The following is a 17,118-nucleotide window of genomic DNA, read 5'->3' on the forward strand; positions in this document are numbered from 1 at the left end:
TATTCGGGATTCTCCTTTTTTATTTAAGTTTTTAGATATTCATTGCACTGCGTCGCTGTGAGACCTTAAAATGTTAATTAAGTAAATTTTACATTTTTTAATAGAACAAAGTAGGGGATGATCTGTTGAGGACAATAAAACGCTTGGCTTTATGTTCCATTATCCTGGTTATCGTACTGGCAGCCGGCATCGCGGGTATCGCGGAAACGGCTTTTGGTGCAGCCGCCCGCAAAGCCATCGCCACGGAAGTCGTCGGCGAGGTTTATGTGGCGAAAAGCGGAGGTACGAAGGAACTACGCGTATTTGACGGAATGACCTTCGAGGAAGGAGATCTGATCCATGTCGGAAAAGGCGGAAGCTTAACGCTCCGGGTCTCCGACCGTGACGATGAGATCGTTCTCGGCGAGAATTGGAGCGGTACGTTGTCCAAGCTGCGGAAGAACGCTTCCGGTGGAACCGAGACGGCTTTCCATACCTGGTCGGGTTCGATGATGAACAGCGTCCAGGATCTTGCCGGAACGCACGGCTCTTACCAGGTCGAGACGCCGACAACCGAAATGGGCGTTCAAGGGACCCACTTCATGGTCGCCGTCGATCCGGTTCTCGGTTCGACGTATGCCGCCGTATTGTCCGGAAGAGTCGCCGTATCGCCAATGGCGCCCGGATCCATCGGCGAATCGGGCGGGGGGAATGGATCGGGCGGTATGATCGTGCTGCCGGCACAGCAAATCGAGATGTTGCCCCAATCCTCGCCCGCCAACACCGTGATCGACCCCCAGCAGTTGATCCCCCTGTCTGCCAATTCGGTCCTGGCCAGCCTGATCGAATCGACAGGTAAAATCGATCAAGAGCTTCAGCAGCAGGTCTCAACCCCGGCGGGGCAAACGCCTCTCTCCTCCGATTACTATCAAGATTCCATCCAGCGGATTATTAATCAATCGAACGGCCTGTTGTCCCAACAAGAGATCCAAAGCCTGCTGGATCAAGCCCATCCAAACGGCGGAGCCCCTTCTTCTTATGCTCCGTTCCGGCCGGTGACCGCCCCGGCGAATCCTTTAGCCAACGATCCGGAGTATGTGAAGCGGCAGGAACAGTTGGCGGAGGCGAAAGCCAAGCAACAGCAACAGATTGCTGCGAAAGAGGAAAAGAAACTCGCCATCATCAATTCAAACCAGACGCTGATTCAGCAGATCCAGCAGCAAGCCGAAGAACTAAGGCAACAAAACGAGCGGAAGGCGCAGGAAAAAATGCAAGAAGCTATCGATCGGTACTTGTCCGACCTGGCTGAAGCGCAAAGAAATGCGCTTGAAGATCGCATTCAGCAGAAAGAAGCGGAAAAGATCCGGCAGCAGCAAGGGACGAAGAATCCCGGCACCAAGAATCCTCCCGACACGAAGCAGCCCTCCGACGGAAGCTCGGGCGGAGGAAGCTCGGGCGGAAATTCTCCCGGACCGGTCCTGCTCGCAACCTCTACGACGGTCCAAGTCAGTCCCGCCTCGATCTATGCAGGCGAACCTTTCGTCTTGACTGCCCGCGTGACGATCTCCCAAACGGAACGCCCCGTACCGGACGGCACATCCGTAGCCTTCCGGATGGGGACGCAAACGATCGCTACGGCGTCAACGCTTAACGGCGTAGCCACCGCCAGCATTTCATCCGAAGAAAGCTTCGCGAAGCTTAACGCCGGGGACTACAGTGTCAGCGCACTAACCGCCGGAACGTCAACGACGCAAGCCAGCACGTCCTTCCCGGCCGTGCTGAAGGTCAACAAGGGGGAGACCACGACGGCAGTTACGACACCTCACCGGGAAGTCATGATCGGCGAAACGATTCCGTTTACCGTTCGCGTGACGCCGCCGCACGGTTCAACGCCGATCACCGGCGACGTCAAACTGTATGAAGCGGATCGGGAACTCGCAACAGGGCCTCTTGGTGCCGACGGCACCGTGACCTTCAACGTACCGATCGAAGGAGAGGCTACGGGAGAACCGCGCACTTATAGAGCGGTGTTCGCCGGAACGGAGAAGCTTGCAGGCAGTGAAGGTACGGTACAGCTGCTCGTCTCGGAGATGGAACTTCCGGCCTATGCTTTTATGCGAATCGAGCGGATTTCTCCGACGCAGCTTCAAGCGGTCATTTCGCTCGACCGGTTCGCCGGCGAAATGAAGCTATACGAGGCGGAGCTAGAGATCGCTCACGGCACCGGCTTAGAACTGCAACAGGGCGAAGGAATCACCTATTACAACTCCGGTAAATTCACGCCGTCCACGGTGACGGATTCGGTATACGTCAGCGATGGAGAGTATGACGGGGAAGCGGTTAAAGTTGCGAATTATTCCTTCAGTGTGGAGGGCGGAATCGCCTTCGAGGGCGAAGAGGTTTTTGCCTTGTTTCCATTCACGATTGTAGATCCGTTATCCAGCGACGGGATCACGGTGATCTCCTGGAGATTTTACGACCAAGACGGCAATCCGATCGAGGTCCGTACAGAGGAAGAATAAGCGAGCAGGCAAGCCCAATTCCTAAAGAATAAGGAGAACTTATGAAAATCTATCGAGCATTTGGCGTCTGCGGGTTGGCGGGCGCCTTGATATGGGGAAGCGTCCTCCCCGCCAGCGCGGCGATCGATTCGCCGGAGGGCAGACCGCTGATCGAAACAAAGGATGCGGCCGGCAGCGGCGAATACGAGGAATGGAACGGGGCCGCGGGTGAGGCGGCGTTCCGCCATCCCGCCGCGTTGCTCGCGTTGCCGGACGGATCGGTGCTGGTATCCGATACGGACAATCATCGGATTCGCATCGTTCGAAACGATCGCGCAGCCGTTTACGCCGGAACGGAATGGAATCTTCTGACGGGGGACGGAGGACACCCGCTGGGAGCCTACGCCGACGGCCCAGCCGACACCAGCTTCTTCTCGAGCCCTTTGGGGATCGCTTCCGACGCCAAAGGAAACGTGTATGTGGCAGACCAGGGAAACCATGCCGTCCGCAAAATCTCGCCGGACGGCACCGTATCCACTCTTGCCGGCAGCGGATTATTAGGGAACGCGGACGGGAAAGGGAGCGCCGCTTCCTTCTACGCCCCGTCCGACGTCGCTGTTGATCCGGCAGGCAATGTCTATGTCGCCGATACGCTGAACCACGCGATTCGGAAGATCGGCGCCGACGGCCAAGTGACGACGCTTAACGCTTTGCCGGAGCGGACTGCCGAAATCTTCAGCGGCGTCGTGGAAGGAACCGGCGACTTCCGGGACGGCCCGATCGCTGAAGCGCGGTTCAACGAGCCTACCGGGCTGGCGCTCGACGCGAAGGGCAACCTCTACATTAGCGATACCGGCAACCAACGCATCCGCTACATGGATTTCGAGGCGGGAACCGTACGTACGATCGCGGGAGGCGGCGAATTGGCTGAGAATAAGCTCTACGTCGAAGGAGCTTATGTCGACGGGCCTGCCGGCGCGGCTCGATTTTTCAGCCCCCGCGGCATTGCCATTGACGCCGTAGGCGGCGTCTACATCGCGGACAGCCTGAACCATGCCGTTCGCTATCTGAAGGACGGACGCGTGACGACGATCGCGGGTCAGGCCGGCGAGCATGGCAACGCCAACGGGATCGACGAGGCGGCGAGGCTGTACCGGCCGTCCGACGTTTCGATCGATAAGGACGGCGATCTTTACGTGGCGGATACGTTCAACAACAAAGTACGCAAGATCGAGTTCTACGCGTTGCCGAGCGGTTGGCAAGCAAACGGGACGATCCGCGTCCTTCATAATCAACAGGAAATCAAGTTAGCCACGCCTCCGGCGTTGAAGGACGGCCGGGTCATGCTGCCGGTGCGCGCCGTAGCGGAGACGCTCGGGTATACGGTAACCTACAAGGATGACAAGGTCGCCTTAACAGGGCCTAACGGGAAGTCGGTAACCTTGACGGTCGGCTCTCCCGAGGTAACCTTGGGTACGGCCCCAGGGACAACCGTACGGTTAGAAGCCTCGCCATATACTCATAAGGGCATCACCTATGTCCCCGTTCGGTTGATTGCCGAGCCTTTAGGCACCGCGGTCGACTGGCACGCGGAGACCAAGACGTTATTGCTGCGGGACTAATATCCGTCATAAATGGACCGGCCCCCATGCCAAGCTTGCGAGGCATGAGGGCCGGTCTGATTTTTTTTACCTCTTCTCCAAATGAAGGAGCGGATAGGGCCGTCCGGAACCGTCCAGCTCCGACCGTCCGGTCTGCACGAATCCCAATCGGCGATAGAAGGCGCGTGCGCCGTCATTTTGCTCGTTGACGTCCACTTGCAATGCAGGGCCGATCCGTGCCTCCGCATGTTCGACGAGTCGACGTCCTATGCCTTTCCCATGATGATCCGGATGAACAAAAAGCGTTTCGATCTTGGCCCCGTTCAGTCCAATAAACCCGACCGGTTCATCATTCTCGAGATACATCCAAATCTCCGCTTCTTTCAGCGCTCCGCCTCGTACGAGTTGGCGGTAAAACTGAACATCCTCCTCCGCCAAAAAAGCGTGGGTTTCCCTAACCGCCTTCTCCCAGATCTCCACTAGCTTGTCATAATCCTGCTCGTCATGCAGGACGATCATGTGCTGCACCCAAATTCCCCTCCCGTCATCTACAGACGCTTTAGCACCCCTGCCAAGGCCTGACTATTTCTCCTATTATACCGTCTATTTTTGATCCGCCCAACGCCACCATGCCCATGTCCCGAGATAGCCCGCAAAGCCTACAACGATAAGGATGATGTAGCTTGCCGGCTCCAGCGGAAACGCCGCCCCGCCGCTTCGCGCCAGCTGAAGAGCCGGGATCGACCAAGGCAGATAGGCGCCAAGCTGCGTCGGTCCCGTAATCAAAGCGACCATCAGCGTACAGAAGGCAAACGCCATCGGGGCCAGATAACCGCGCGATACGCAGGCGATCAGAACGACCGGGCCGCACAGCAATAGATGAAGTCCGGAAATAATCAGCAACTGGAGCAAGTGCTGCAGCATTTGATCCACCGAAAAACCGGGCACTCCCACGATAAAGCCCAATAAGAGGGCAAAGGCAAAGGTGATCAGAATGATCATCAGACACCCGGCAATCGCCGACGCCGATTTGGCGGCAACGATTTTGCCTCGCGAGACGGGAAGGGCCAGCAAGTCCTTCATCGTCCGGTCAGTGTATTCGCGGCCAAACGTCCACCCCGCCACCGCGCCAAAGCCGACGATGCCAAACACGCTTGCGAACATAAACGCGACATTCCCCAAATACGTGGCCCAGTCCCCTTCGCCAACGCGAATCGTCGTAACGAATAAGAAGAACACCAAGGTTCCCCACAACACATAAGATCGGAACAGCTTGATATTTTCGGTCCGGATGGCTGTAAGCAACGAATTCATACGTGAACTGCTCCCTTCGCTCCAATCGTTTTCAGAAAATAAGCTTCCAAATCTTCTTCCTCTACCTTCAATAAAGCAAGCGGGAGACGCGCATCCGTCAGCAGCTTCGCCACGGTCTCCGGTTGTCGGATGGCGTGTTCATCGGATACCTCCAATCCCCCGTTATCGGTCGCCCGGACATGATAACCGCCATTGATCAAAACAGTTCGTGCAGCCTCCGTCTGATCGTAGACCCCGATATAGAGCCGCTTTTGCCGGAGTTGTTCAAATTCATCCGCTGACAGTTCCTGCAGAAGTACCCCTCGATGAATGATTCCGATTCGGGTGGCGATCTTCGAAATCTCCTCTAAAATATGGCTGGAGATAAAGACGGTCACTCCGTGCCGTTCAGCTAGATTACGGAGCAATTCACGGACTTCAACGATTCCGGCCGGATCGAGCGCGTTGGTGGGTTCGTCCAAAATCAGGATGTCCGGTCGATGCAGCATTGCTTTGGCCAATCCCAGCTTTTGCGCATTGCCGAGCGATAAATGTCTGGCTTGCGTATCCGCATAGTCACTCATTTGCAGCTTCTCCATGACGGCCTCCACGGCACCCTGATCTCGGATTCCGCGCAGCCTCGCAAACAGCATCAAGTTCTCCCTGACCGTAAATCCGGGATAAGCCGCCGGTGTCTCCACCAGATAACCGACGCGTTTCCAAAGCGCTTCTCCTCCCTCGGCCAACCTTTTGCCGAAGAGCCTTACCTCTCCCGAGCTAGGCTTGATCATGCCGAGCAAACAGCGGATCGTCGTTGTTTTGCCCGCGCCGTTCAGGCCCAGAAACCCATAGATCTCCCCTTTCCTTACCGTAATCGATACATCGTCAACGACCGTTCGGCTGCCATAACGTTGGGTCAGATGCTCGGTGCGGATGATTTCTTCCATTGCGGATACCCTCCTCTTATTTGATATGAGCTCCAAATATTGATTGAACGTTCGTTGAGTCAAATAAGCAAAAAAATTTATTCCGCCCACATTTGCGCGTAAAAATCGGCGATCCGCCGCATCTCTTCCTGCCGAAGCATCCGGCCATTCATACCTTCCCGGACGACGAGGAACACAATATGGGACAAAAACTGCGAAGCCGCCATCTCAACATCCATGGTTCGTACGCCTCCCCGGTCAGACAGCTTCGATAAATAATCGGCCAGGGCTTCGAACGGTTGTTTTGTCAGTTCATTTAAGGCATCCTGAAGCTCTTGGCCAAGCAAATTGCGCTCGCGCATCAGGATCTGAAAATAAGGCTGATCTTCCTGGATCCGCTGGGTGATCCCCTCGATTAACGGAAGTAAAACCTCCTCTAACTGCGCCCCGCCTTGAAACAATTCTCTGAAAAACTCCACAAATTTGGAAATTCTGTCCTCCTGCGCGGTTTGCAGCACCGATTTCAGGATCTCCAACTTGCCCCCGGGAAAATAATGATAGGTTAACGCCTCCGCCATGCCGATCTCTTTATTTAATTCGCGCATGGAGGTCGCATGATATCCCTTCTCCGCAAACAGCCGTTTGGCGGTATCCAGGATTTGCTGCCGGCGTTCGGCCGCCTGCAGATCCCGGCTGGTCATTCGGTGGGTTGTTTTTCGCTCGGTTGGCATCGGTAGACCTTCCTTCTTTTCACTAAACGATCGTTGAGTAAATCATAACCGCTGGATGTGTTGGAGTCAAGTTGTGCGATACCTTTGCAACGCCGTAAAGTAAAAAGCCGTCGAGGCACGGACCTCGACAGCCTTAGTTTACTGTTTGGTAATCATCCACGTGACGCCGAATTTATCGATTACTTCTCCATAATGAGCTCCCCATGGTTGAAGGGCGAACGGATACTTACTCTCTCCGCCCTGACTTAAGTTGGCATAGGCCGCCGTGGCTTCCGCCAAATCATCATAAACGATGGAAATGCTAGTGCTGCGATTGTACGAAACGGGCTCAAATGAATCCGCGAACATTAAGGTGTTCGTCCCAGCTACGTTCACAGCCAGATGCATGACCTTCTCCTTCATCGCCTCAGGTGTTCCCGGCGCCTCCCCATAGGTAGCAAGAAATTGAATTTCCCCGCCTAAAGACTCGATGTAAAAATTAGCCTGGCGTCTTGCATCCTCCGACATCAAATAAGCGTAAATTTGGGCTCCCATTCTAAATCAACAACCTTCCTCCGTAATTTGGTCTTTCTGTAAATGTAGACGAAGGAATGGAGCTGAATTCATCGGTAAAGGAAAAAACGGCAGTCCTCGGACGAAAAGCTCGTCTCTAGGCTACCGTTCCATTTTGCGTAGCGATTTTAATGATTAAATCAATTCGGATTTTTGCAGTAGTTTCTTCATGGTCACGGCGACCTCCGCTCTACTCATGAATGCTTTTGGGGCAAGCAGGTTCGCGCCTCTCCCCGAAACCATTCCTGCCCGCAGGCAGTCCGCGATTCCCGCCATCGCCCATGGCGATGCATCCGCGATATCCGTGAAGGACGAAAGTCCTTCTTCCGTCTCTTGCTGGGGGAGTTTGGACTTCAAGCCGGTGAGCGCCATCGCTTTGGCCAGGACGGTCAGCGCTTGTTCCCGCGTCATTTTGTCCGACGGATGGAAAGTCCCGTTCTCGAACCCGTCGATGAAATGATAGGCATAAGCTGTATTTACTGCCCCGCTGTACCATGCCGTAGATTTTACGTCCGTGAACCGGGACGGGCCGTTCTCCAGCTCCAATCCCAAGGCGCTGACCAGAATGGCCGCAAACTCTGCACGCGTAATATCGCGGTCGGGATCAAATATGCCTTCCGCAGTTCCGCCGACGATCATACGGGAACCCATGTCGTTCACTGCCTCCTTGGCCCAATGCGTCGAAACATCCGGGAACTCCACCGGGTGCCAAACTACGGCGTAGGTACTGTTGGTTAAGCTTTTCGCTATGGCATATCGCTGCCCATCGATGACCATAACCTTCGTGGGAACATGCCGTACCGTGCCATCCGGCTCGACGACGATAGCCGTCGTGATTTGAAGAGGGTCCGCGCCGTTTGGAATCGCGATTGTGCGTTCCACATAACCGCCAAATCCCGTTACTTCAACCTTGTTATCCTCCAAGACGCCACGCACCGTAAAATTCAACGGCGGTGCGACAAGGCTGGATTTTTGTTGCGCAGCCGCATGGTTAACAGCTTCCATGATATCGGATGTCGGGACGGCGATTTCGATTTGAACCTTCAGATCCGTCGAAGCGTCATCGGCGCCCAACTGATCTTTGAGGTTGTCGAAATTGAGCTGCGATACGGGCAATGTGTACGCGGCACGCTTCGAAGTAATCTCAATGACCGCCTGCTTTAGCGCCATGCGCTGCAAGATGCGTCCGCCTATTTCTCCCACTACGACATCCGATTCGGCATTCACCCGGATCGAAACGACCGGGCGCTGCATCGCGGCGAGTCGGGCCCCCAGCTTTTCCCCATCGATAACCACGGTAGTCACCGTTTGATTATTTACGATAGCCGTCTTCACCGTGCCGACCTGCTCCAATTTGCCGTTAATCAGCACATTTGCGGCTTCCGGGACGGGGACTTGAGCGGTTGGAACAGGGGCAGGGACTGGAGCAGGAGCTGGCTCCTTTCCACCGCCGCTGGATGTCGTGGTAAGGACGAGCGGGGCGGAGGCTTGGGAAGCCGGACTGCGGCCTGCGTCGTTGATCGCCCTTACCGTAAAGGTGTAAACGCCGTCCGGCAAGCCCGGAATCGTAATCGGACCCGCCGTCCCCGATACGACGATATTGCCCGGAGAAGCCGTTACCTCGTACGAGGTAATCGCACTCCCTCCATTGTCCGTAGGAGGCGTAAAGGAGACGATAGCCGAATGGTTTCCGGCTACGGCCGTCACCTGGGTTGGTGCCGCCGGAACGTTCTTGGGCACGGCGCTGACTTCATTGGATGCGGCGCTGTCGCCGCCGGGATTCGTCGCTTTAACCCTAAAATAGTAAGTCGTCCCGTTGGTCAAGCCTGTTGCGTCATAGCTGTATACCGATCCGCTGACGGTTGCTACCGGATCGTCATAATCGCCGGAAGATGATCGCTGATACACAGCGTAAGTTACCGTACCGTAGACGGGGGCCCACTGGATCAGAACATGGCCGTCCCCCGCCGTCACCGAATCGATGACCGGTCCGGCAAGCGATGGCCAAGGCAGCATCACGGGCGCGCTCGCGACCCCCGCCAAACCTGCTGCGTCAAAAGCCAATCGGGCGCCATTCACACCTGCCGCGTTGGTTGCGCCCAGGTCGCTAAAGGTAACAACGCCTGCGTTTGCCGTGGCTGTGGTTGTTCCCGTAAGCGTCCACGCCCCCGTATCTTGCTTCGACACGGCGACGACGGTAGCACTATCGTTGACGCTCACATTCCCATAGTCGTCAAGCAGCGTTACGACAGGCTGCTGCGCGAAGGTTCCCCCATTGCTAGACGGAGCGGCAATGTCCGTGGTCAACCTCATTTCCGTCGCGCTGCCTGCGATTGGCGTGATCGTCAAAGGATCCGCCGCCGGCATGTTCACGCCCGCTACGCTCAAGCTGAGGGTCTGCGCCGCCGCTTTGTTCAGACTCAAGTCCATCGTGGCCACGCCGCCGGTAAAGTTCACGGTGACGACGTTAGGCGAAGCGGTCAAAGCTACCCCATCAAGGCTGCCGTAGGAGCCGTCCGGCGCCTGCAAGTAGCCCGAGAGCGTTACGTCATGCGGCCCAGTAAATGCAGTATCCGTGTCGCCCGTTCCATCCTTTACGGTCAACGTAATCTCATCGTCCGCACCGGCGACTGGATTCAGCGTTGCCGCCGAAGCGCTAACTGTACGTGCAGGAGCTACCGGGAGCGTTACGGGCAGGCTCGTAATTTGCGCTAGTACTCCGGCATGAAAGACCAGTTGAGCACCGGTTATGCTCGCCGCATTGGTTGCGCCAAGATCGCTGAAGGGGGCAACGCCCGCGCTTGCCGTAACCGAAGTCGTTCCCTTCAGCGTCCAATCGCCGGCGTCCTTCTTCAACGCGGTGACAACGGTTGAACTGTCGTTGACGCTCACATTCCCATAGGCATCGAGCAGTGTTACGACCGGCTGCTGCGTGAATACCCCGCCATTGCTGGACGGTGCCGCAATGTCCGTAGTCAGCTTCATTGCCGACGCATTACCTGCGATTGGCGTGAAGTTGAGCGGATTGGCCGACGGCGTGCTTACGCCTGCTACGTTAATGGAGATGACCTGCGCTTGAGCAAAGTGCAGTATTAATCCCGCCGTAGCAACGCCGTTTGTGAAGTTCACGCCAACGACCGTTGAATCCGACATCAGGGGCGCACCGTTGAAACTCCCATAGGAGCCATCCGGGGCCGGCAGGTAACCTGAGATCGTAACCTCATGCGTTCCGTTAAACGCCGTATCTCGATTGCCAAATGCATCCGACACGCTCAAATTAACCGCATTGCTCGCCCCGACAATCGGCGTGTGCGTTCCCGTTGAGGCGGTGACCGCAGACGGCGGTCCGGGTAAGAACTGAACCGTGGCCTTCGCCGCCAAGGCATTACCTCCGACGGTTGCGCTGATCGTCGAGGTGCCTGCCGTGGTAGAGGCCGTCAGCGTAGCCGTATAGGTACCGTTGTTATGATCCATTACGCTGCCAACCGAACCTAACGTCGAGGAGATGGCCACCGCCGCTCCCCCGGTCGTAATATAGCTGCCTTGCCGGTCCTTAAGCCGCACCGTCACCGTTGCCTGGCTCGTCCCATCTGCCACCAAGCTGGATGTATCAACAGATAATTCACTCTCCTCCACAGAAACCGAGTAATCCGGAATCATGTAAGTCCTGAACGTAAGGTCTATACCATATGCGAACGTATATCCCCTCGGATAGTCGTCACTAGGGCTAGTATACCACCCAAAACCTGATGCCCCGCCTTGCTCGGTGGAAACAACCATTCTGTACATCGTGTTCCGCTTCAACTCCGGGCCGTCCGCGGGAAAATCAACCCTCACCCAGCCAGATTTATAACCTGCACTCGAGCTCCCGGTAACCAGCAGTACCGACGGATTGCTTTCCTCATAAATATTTACCAGGATAGCCCCGGGTGAACCGTTCGTGTCCATCAGATTGAGTTCTATACCGCTGAGTTTCCCAGTAATCGACGGCGCAAAAGTCTGAAAACGCGAGCTTTCCTGATTCACCCACACGTTCCCATTTATTAAGGACTGTTCTTGATCAAGGATCTCAATTTCTGCAGCGGATGCTTCGCCAACCGGAAAACCAAAAGCCATCGTTAAGATAAGAAGTACCGCAATCCATTGCTTGTGTATTTTCAACACGTTCATTCGTCGTTAATCTCCATTCGTTTCAATGTTAGTCCCCTTGCCGTCCCCTTGGCCTCCTATTTCAAGTGGCCAACGTGTAGCAAGTCCCTACGACTAAAGCCCCCACAAAAAAGAGGCCGAAATACCACAACCAAAACTTCAGGCGCATGTTGGCTCCGTCATCCCACCACAATTTTACGAAGATTACGATTCCTAATAGCATGACGCTAACGAATGCAACCAAAAAATCCCCCATTTTTCAACTCACCCATTCCCTTCAACACCTTCACATCTTCGCGAATATATTCATTAAAATTAAAACAACCCCGTGTCTTTCTCCATACCTCCAAAGGAGTATCTTTTCATTCGAGCGTTGAATCGGGAGAGAGATCTACCCCAAAAGGGGTATGGCGTTTTCGGTTGCAGCGCTTTATGATAATGACCATATTCATTAAAAAAAAATGCAAATGGTTCCCTCAAGAAAGGAGACGCCGATGTTAGCCGGTCAAACTGTAAATGAGGCCCGAGGAAACCGGGTTTCTCTCGTGATCAACATCATCAGCCATAGTTTATACATCCTATCCCTCCCCGTTTTGTATGTTGTAGCCATGTTCTCCGCCATGCTGTTCGACGACCCGGGTTCCGAGCCTTTTTGGCCGGCCACGGTGTTTTATTACGCTTTAAAAAGCTATCCCTACATCGCCATCGCGATGATCGTCTTAGCCTGGATTTTGTTCAAAAGAAGGCAATACCGCTGGACTTACGTGCTGAACGCGGTTCCCATCGTTTTCATGTTGCTCGGGACCTTGCCTTTTGTGATTTTCGGCGAATAAACAAGGCCTAAATTTGAAAATTCAAATTGTTAGAAAACCTTGATTCCATTAATATAGGAGGTAACGTTGTTGGATTTGAGGTGCTAAGGCCATGGGGAACCATCATCATAACGAGCGCGGCACTGCCGGAATGCAGACTGGACAAGTCGTCTCCGGTATGACGCTTAGAGAATATTTGAATCGATTTACCTACATAGAACCCAAAGTTTTTGTGAAAATAGCCAGGTCGCTGACCACCTGTGTCGGCAAGCTTCATCAGCAGCAAACCCTTCATCTCGATTTACGGCCGGAACGGATCGGAATCCACCCCACTACGCTGCAAGTTGATTTGTTGGACTCGGGGGATGCCGTATCCCGGACGACCGGTGGTTACTTGCGACCGGGTGGAAGCGGTGTTTCCAATGAGTCCCTCCCCTATTGCTCTCCTGAAAATACCGGACGAATGCAGCGACCTATAGATGAACGAAGCGACCTCTATTCGTTAGGGGTCATTTTCTATGAAATGCTGGCCGGGGCCCTTCCTTTTCAGTCGGACAATCCGTTGGAATGGATTTATATGCACTTAACGCAAAGTCCGGCGTCTCTATCGGATCGAGGTCGAGTGCTGCCCTACGGTTTGGAATCCATTGTGATGAAGCTTCTCGAGAAAAATCCCGATCAACGTTACCAAAATACCGGTTATCTGAATGCCGACCTGGACAAAATCGGTTTTTCTCATCAGACGTTATTCATAGAGCAAGGTTTCTACGGTCGGGAACACGAGGCTTCCATGCTCTCGCAGGCTTTCTATTCCACTTGTCTAGGTTCTACGGAAATCGTTTATGTTTCAGGCGAAGCGGGGATTGGGAAGACGAGCTTAATTGAAGAGGTTTTTCGAAATCAGCAGCTTACCCGGAATTTCTTCTACATCACCGGCAAATTCGAACAAATCTCCACAGAAAGCCCTTATCATGCCATCATCCAGGCTTTTCGCGGGTTGATGCGGCATTTGCTTGGCCAACGAAAAGATCAAATCGAGCGATGGAGACAGAAGCTGAAGTTCGCTTTAGGCATAAATGCGAATGTCATGACGGAAATCATTCCTGAGGCCGGACTGATCCTGGGAGATACATCGCCTTCGGAAAAGCTGCAGGCACCCGAGACGCAAAAGCGCTTTTTTTATGTTTTTCGGAAATTTGTTCAGGTTCTGGCCTCGAAAGAGCACCCGCTCGTCCTTGTCATCGACGATTTGCAGTGGGCGGATTTCTCATCACTTCAGCTCATCCATACGCTATTATGCGATCCGGAGTGCCAATATTTGATGTTTGTGTGCGCCTACCGGGATACAGAGATGGACCAAAGCAAGCTGCCCGGTTACGCTCCCGGCGGAAGGGGCATCGATCAGGCTGCCACCGTCCGCCAAATCCATCTCTCCCCGCTCAGCCTTACACATCTAAATCGAATCGTGATGGAGACGCTAAATCGTCCGGCAGAGGATACCTTCCCCCTGACAGAACTCCTGTACCATCAATCCGGAGGCAACCCGTTTCATTTCAAACAAATCTGGCTTCGTCTTCAGGACGATCACATTCTGCGATACAACGATAAGCTCCGGCGCTGGAAGTGGGATTTGGGTCGGATCATCGAGCAGATTCCCAGCTACGCCATCGACGATTTGATCGAGCATAAGCTAAGTCGCCTGCCTGCTGCATCGCAAGAGCTGCTTCATGTAGCGGCCTGCGTGGGAAGCAGCTTCGATCCTGATTTCATCGCCCGCGTTTTGAACCGTTCGCAAGACGAAATGTCCGGCGAATGGTCTTCCCTCGAGGCGGAGGGCCTGATCCTCTCTTCTGCCACAGGCGAATTTCAGTTCGCCCACGACCATATTCAGGAGCTGGCGTATAACCGGATCGATGATCTTTCAAAACAGGACATTCACGTACGTATTGGAAGATACCTGCTGGAACAGAACGCCCTGGGCGGAGACTTGCCGTTTGATATCGTGAACCATTTAAACCGGGGATCGCAAAAGATAACAGGCGATCAAGAATTAATTTCGCTAATCAGACTGAATCTCGATGCAGGCCATCGCGCGAAGTCCTCTTCCGCTTACGACGTGGCGCTCGGATACTTTAATAGGGCCATAGAATTGCTTGACGCGAAAGCCTGGAGCGGTGAGTTTGAGCTCGCCTTCGAATTGCACGCCCAAAAGGCGGAATGCGAGTATTTGAGCGGCAATCACGAAGCGTCCGACCGGGTCATCGGCGTTTTGACCGCCCATGCCCGAAACTCGATTGAACGCAGCCGCGTGCAAATGATCCGAATCATGCAATGCGTCAACCAGGGAAAATATCTGGAGAGTATCGCGTTAGGCCTTGAAAGCTTACGAGAGCATAACATTTACATACCGCTTGAACCGGAAGGTTCCATGCTGGAAATGGAAGAGAGTCGGATCGATATCCTTCTCCAGGACCCGTTCGACAAGTTCGACAAGCTGGTTCAGTTGGAGGAAATGAACGATCCCGACCGGATCGCCGCAATGAATCTGATCTATGCGATTATTGCTGCTACCTTTTTCTCCGATAAGAAGGTTTTCTTTCTATTGGTATGCAGAGCCATCGAGCTTTCCGTAAAGCATGGCAACACGCCTGCCTCCGCAGCCATTTATTCCTCTTTCGGGATGCTGCAGGGCATCACGCTCGGCAAATACGATAAAGGCATGAAGCTAGCCAAGATCGCCATCGAGCTTGCGGAACGCTACAAGGTTACGCCGATCAAAAGCCTTACTTATTTGATCTACGGCGGCGTACTATGCCAATTTGCCGGTGATGCCCGGGAAGGCGACGATTATTTGGTCAAGGCGCTCCGGTTCGGCTTGGATTCGGGGGATTACGTATTTGCCAGCTATTCGATGGGAGCGCACGTAAATTCATTATTTACGCGAGCCACCTTAAGTGATTTGTCCAAAACGATGGCGGAATACCTGACCGTTTTGGCCACTACAAAGGATGAGTTCGTAAGGCAAAACTTTTTCCTTTACCAAGGATGGGTTAAGGCCCTTCAGGGGCGGACCATTGCACCCGACTCCTTTAGCGACGCTGAATTTAGTGAAGAAGAGTTTTTGAGTCGTATTAGCCAAGATGACACTGCAGCGACCAGTTTGTTTCAATACTGCACCTATAAAGTCCAACTTCATTATTTGTTGGGGAATCATCAGGAAGCCATTCGTTGGGCGCGGGAAGCCAATACCCATGAGGCATATGCTACGCATTTGCCTCATTTGCCGGAATGCCTGTTTTATGAAACGCTAGCCCTTTTAGCCGAATCTCCGCGATCGGAACATTGGTTGCAAATGAAAGAATACGCGATTCGCAACATTTCCCGTTTCGGCAATTGGGCCGAGTGGAGTCCGGTCAATTTCCAACCACGGCATGACCTGCTTCAAGCGGAGTTGGCACGTTCCGACGGCCAACTCTCCATGGCCGAGGCTTTGTATGATAAGGCGATTCGAGAAGCAAGAGAACGAGACGATATCCGAACAACAAGCCTAGCGGGCGAACTCGCGGCTAACCACTTCTGGAGTCGCGGCCAGAGAAAGTCGGCGTTGTATTATTTGGAGTTGGGATTAAAGGGGTATACGAAATGGGAGGTTTACTTGAAGTCAACGCAATTGGAGGAGCGCCTCCTGCGTTGGCAACAGCATGAAGAGGCCCGCGTAACGGCTGATCCATCATCGGCTTCGACAGACGATCCTAATGCCGTACTAGCGGAGGAGGCTGCCGACATACGGCACGATTTCGCTTCCATGGACAACCTTGATGTAGCAGCGATTCTCCAAACGACGCAAACGATCTCGAATCTGGCCGACACGGACGCCATGCTTGCGGAAATCATGAATGCCATGATGAAACATGCGGGGGCAAGCAACGGTGCTCTGCTGACGGGCCATCATGATGATCTTTACCTTCAGGTGTACGTTGACGCGGAGGCTCCAACTGCTCCTTTTCCCGTGGAACTGAATGACAGTTCCCTTCTTCCGGAAGGAATCATCCGTTATGTCTTTCGTACGCAAGAGGCGGTCCTATATGCCGCGGGAGAGGAAAGCTGGCTAATTCATAACCCGTATATCGCGAAGTACCGGCCGCAATCGGTGCTCTGCATCCCCGTCATGCTTCACGGCATGATGTTGGGCGTACTTTACCTTGAAAACAGGCTGGCAAGCGGCGTATTTTCGCACGATCAGGCTGCGTTTCTTTTGGCTATGGCTTCATACGGTATATTGATGTGCGTCTTGCAAGGATCGACGGAACCTTCCCCTGCGGAGCCGGATTCAGCGGAAGACTCCGCTCCGCAACCGGACAGGATCGAAGAACCGCTGACGGAACGTGAGGTTGAGGTGCTTGGTTTGCTGGCGGCAGGATTATCCAACAAGGAGATCGCAGACCATTTGATTATCGCCATCGGTACGGTAAAAGTCCATGTAAAAAATATTTTTGCCAAATTAAAGGTCAACCGTCGCACAAAAGCCATCGCGCAAGCCAAGGAATTGAAACTTCTGGATTAACTCCGTACGT

The 17,118-nt window shown here is 54.0% G+C and carries 10 protein-coding genes; 4 read left to right on the top strand and 6 right to left on the bottom strand.

Going from position 1 to position 17,118, the window contains the following annotated elements; genetic code table 11:
* Positions 1–125: 125 nt before the first annotated feature.
* Together MJ257_RS19935 and MJ257_RS19940 are read left to right on the top strand one after the other, a co-directional pair.
* Positions 126–2,501: a FecR domain-containing protein gene (locus MJ257_RS19935; RefSeq protein WP_240270901.1), complete on the top strand. Its 2,376-nt coding sequence runs from the start codon at positions 126–128 to the stop codon at positions 2,499–2,501.
* 41 nt (positions 2,502–2,542) lie between these two features.
* Positions 2,543–4,102, top strand: a complete 1,560-nt coding sequence (locus tag MJ257_RS19940) for a stalk domain-containing protein (RefSeq protein ID WP_240270902.1) — start codon at positions 2,543–2,545, stop codon at positions 4,100–4,102.
* Positions 4,103–4,168: 66 nt separating this feature from the next.
* Here the strand turns inward: MJ257_RS19940 and MJ257_RS19945 are convergent, their stop codons facing one another.
* The 6 genes from MJ257_RS19945 to MJ257_RS19970 all read right to left on the bottom strand — a co-directional run bounded on the left by MJ257_RS19945 (position 4,169) and on the right by MJ257_RS19970 (position 11,753).
* Positions 4,169–4,600, bottom strand: a complete 432-nt coding sequence (locus tag MJ257_RS19945; RefSeq protein WP_275693910.1) for an acetyltransferase — start codon at positions 4,598–4,600, stop codon at positions 4,169–4,171.
* Positions 4,601–4,684: 84 nt separating this feature from the next.
* On the bottom strand, positions 4,685–5,395 hold the full coding sequence (locus MJ257_RS19950; protein WP_240270904.1) for an ABC transporter permease: 711 nt from the start codon (positions 5,393–5,395) through the stop codon (positions 4,685–4,687).
* Positions 5,392–6,321 carry an ABC transporter ATP-binding protein gene (locus tag MJ257_RS19955; RefSeq protein WP_240270905.1) on the bottom strand — a complete coding sequence of 310 codons (930 nt, stop codon included), beginning with the start codon at positions 6,319–6,321 and terminating at the stop codon, positions 5,392–5,394. The genes MJ257_RS19950 and MJ257_RS19955 overlap by 4 nt, the downstream gene beginning before the upstream one ends.
* A 77-nt stretch (positions 6,322–6,398) precedes the next feature.
* On the bottom strand, positions 6,399–7,031 hold the full coding sequence (locus MJ257_RS19960; RefSeq protein ID WP_240270906.1) for a TetR/AcrR family transcriptional regulator: 633 nt from the start codon (positions 7,029–7,031) through the stop codon (positions 6,399–6,401).
* A gap of 138 nt (positions 7,032–7,169) precedes the next feature.
* Entirely contained in the window at positions 7,170–7,565 is a 396-nt protein-coding gene (locus tag MJ257_RS19965; protein WP_240270907.1) for a VOC family protein, read from the bottom strand.
* 153 nt (positions 7,566–7,718) lie between these two features.
* Complete coding sequence (locus MJ257_RS19970; protein WP_308193233.1) at positions 7,719–11,753, bottom strand: S-layer homology domain-containing protein; 4,035 nt, start codon at positions 11,751–11,753, stop codon at positions 7,719–7,721.
* 473 nt (positions 11,754–12,226) lie between these two features.
* Between MJ257_RS19970 and MJ257_RS19975 the strand changes: the two genes are divergently transcribed.
* Together MJ257_RS19975 and MJ257_RS19980 are read left to right on the top strand one after the other, a co-directional pair.
* Complete coding sequence (locus MJ257_RS19975; RefSeq protein ID WP_240270909.1) at positions 12,227–12,565, top strand: hypothetical protein; 339 nt, start codon at positions 12,227–12,229, stop codon at positions 12,563–12,565.
* Between the two features lie 91 nt (positions 12,566–12,656).
* Positions 12,657–17,108: an AAA family ATPase gene (locus MJ257_RS19980; protein ID WP_270406819.1), complete on the top strand. Its 4,452-nt coding sequence runs from the start codon at positions 12,657–12,659 to the stop codon at positions 17,106–17,108.
* Positions 17,109–17,118 lie beyond the last annotated feature (10 nt).

This window comes from Paenibacillus timonensis (assembly GCF_022427145.1).
In the GTDB taxonomy this organism is placed as follows: Bacteria; Bacillota; Bacilli; order Paenibacillales; family Paenibacillaceae; genus Fontibacillus; species Fontibacillus timonensis.

Coding starts and splice junctions, on each gene's coding strand:
- MJ257_RS19940 (WP_240270902.1), top strand. CDS start 2,543: ATGAAAATCTATCGAGCATTTGGCGTCTGCGGGTTGGCGGGCGCCTTG.
- MJ257_RS19945 (WP_275693910.1), bottom strand. CDS start 4,600: ATGATCGTCCTGCATGACGAGCAGGATTATGACAAGCTAGTGGAGATC.
- MJ257_RS19950 (WP_240270904.1), bottom strand. CDS start 5,395: ATGAATTCGTTGCTTACAGCCATCCGGACCGAAAATATCAAGCTGTTC.
- MJ257_RS19955 (WP_240270905.1), bottom strand. CDS start 6,321: ATGGAAGAAATCATCCGCACCGAGCATCTGACCCAACGTTATGGCAGC.
- MJ257_RS19960 (WP_240270906.1), bottom strand. CDS start 7,031: ATGCCAACCGAGCGAAAAACAACCCACCGAATGACCAGCCGGGATCTG.
- MJ257_RS19965 (WP_240270907.1), bottom strand. CDS start 7,565: ATGGGAGCCCAAATTTACGCTTATTTGATGTCGGAGGATGCAAGACGC.
- MJ257_RS19970 (WP_308193233.1), bottom strand. CDS start 11,753: ATGAACGTGTTGAAAATACACAAGCAATGGATTGCGGTACTTCTTATC.
- MJ257_RS19975 (WP_240270909.1), top strand. CDS start 12,227: ATGTTAGCCGGTCAAACTGTAAATGAGGCCCGAGGAAACCGGGTTTCT.
- MJ257_RS19980 (WP_270406819.1), top strand. CDS start 12,657: ATGGGGAACCATCATCATAACGAGCGCGGCACTGCCGGAATGCAGACT.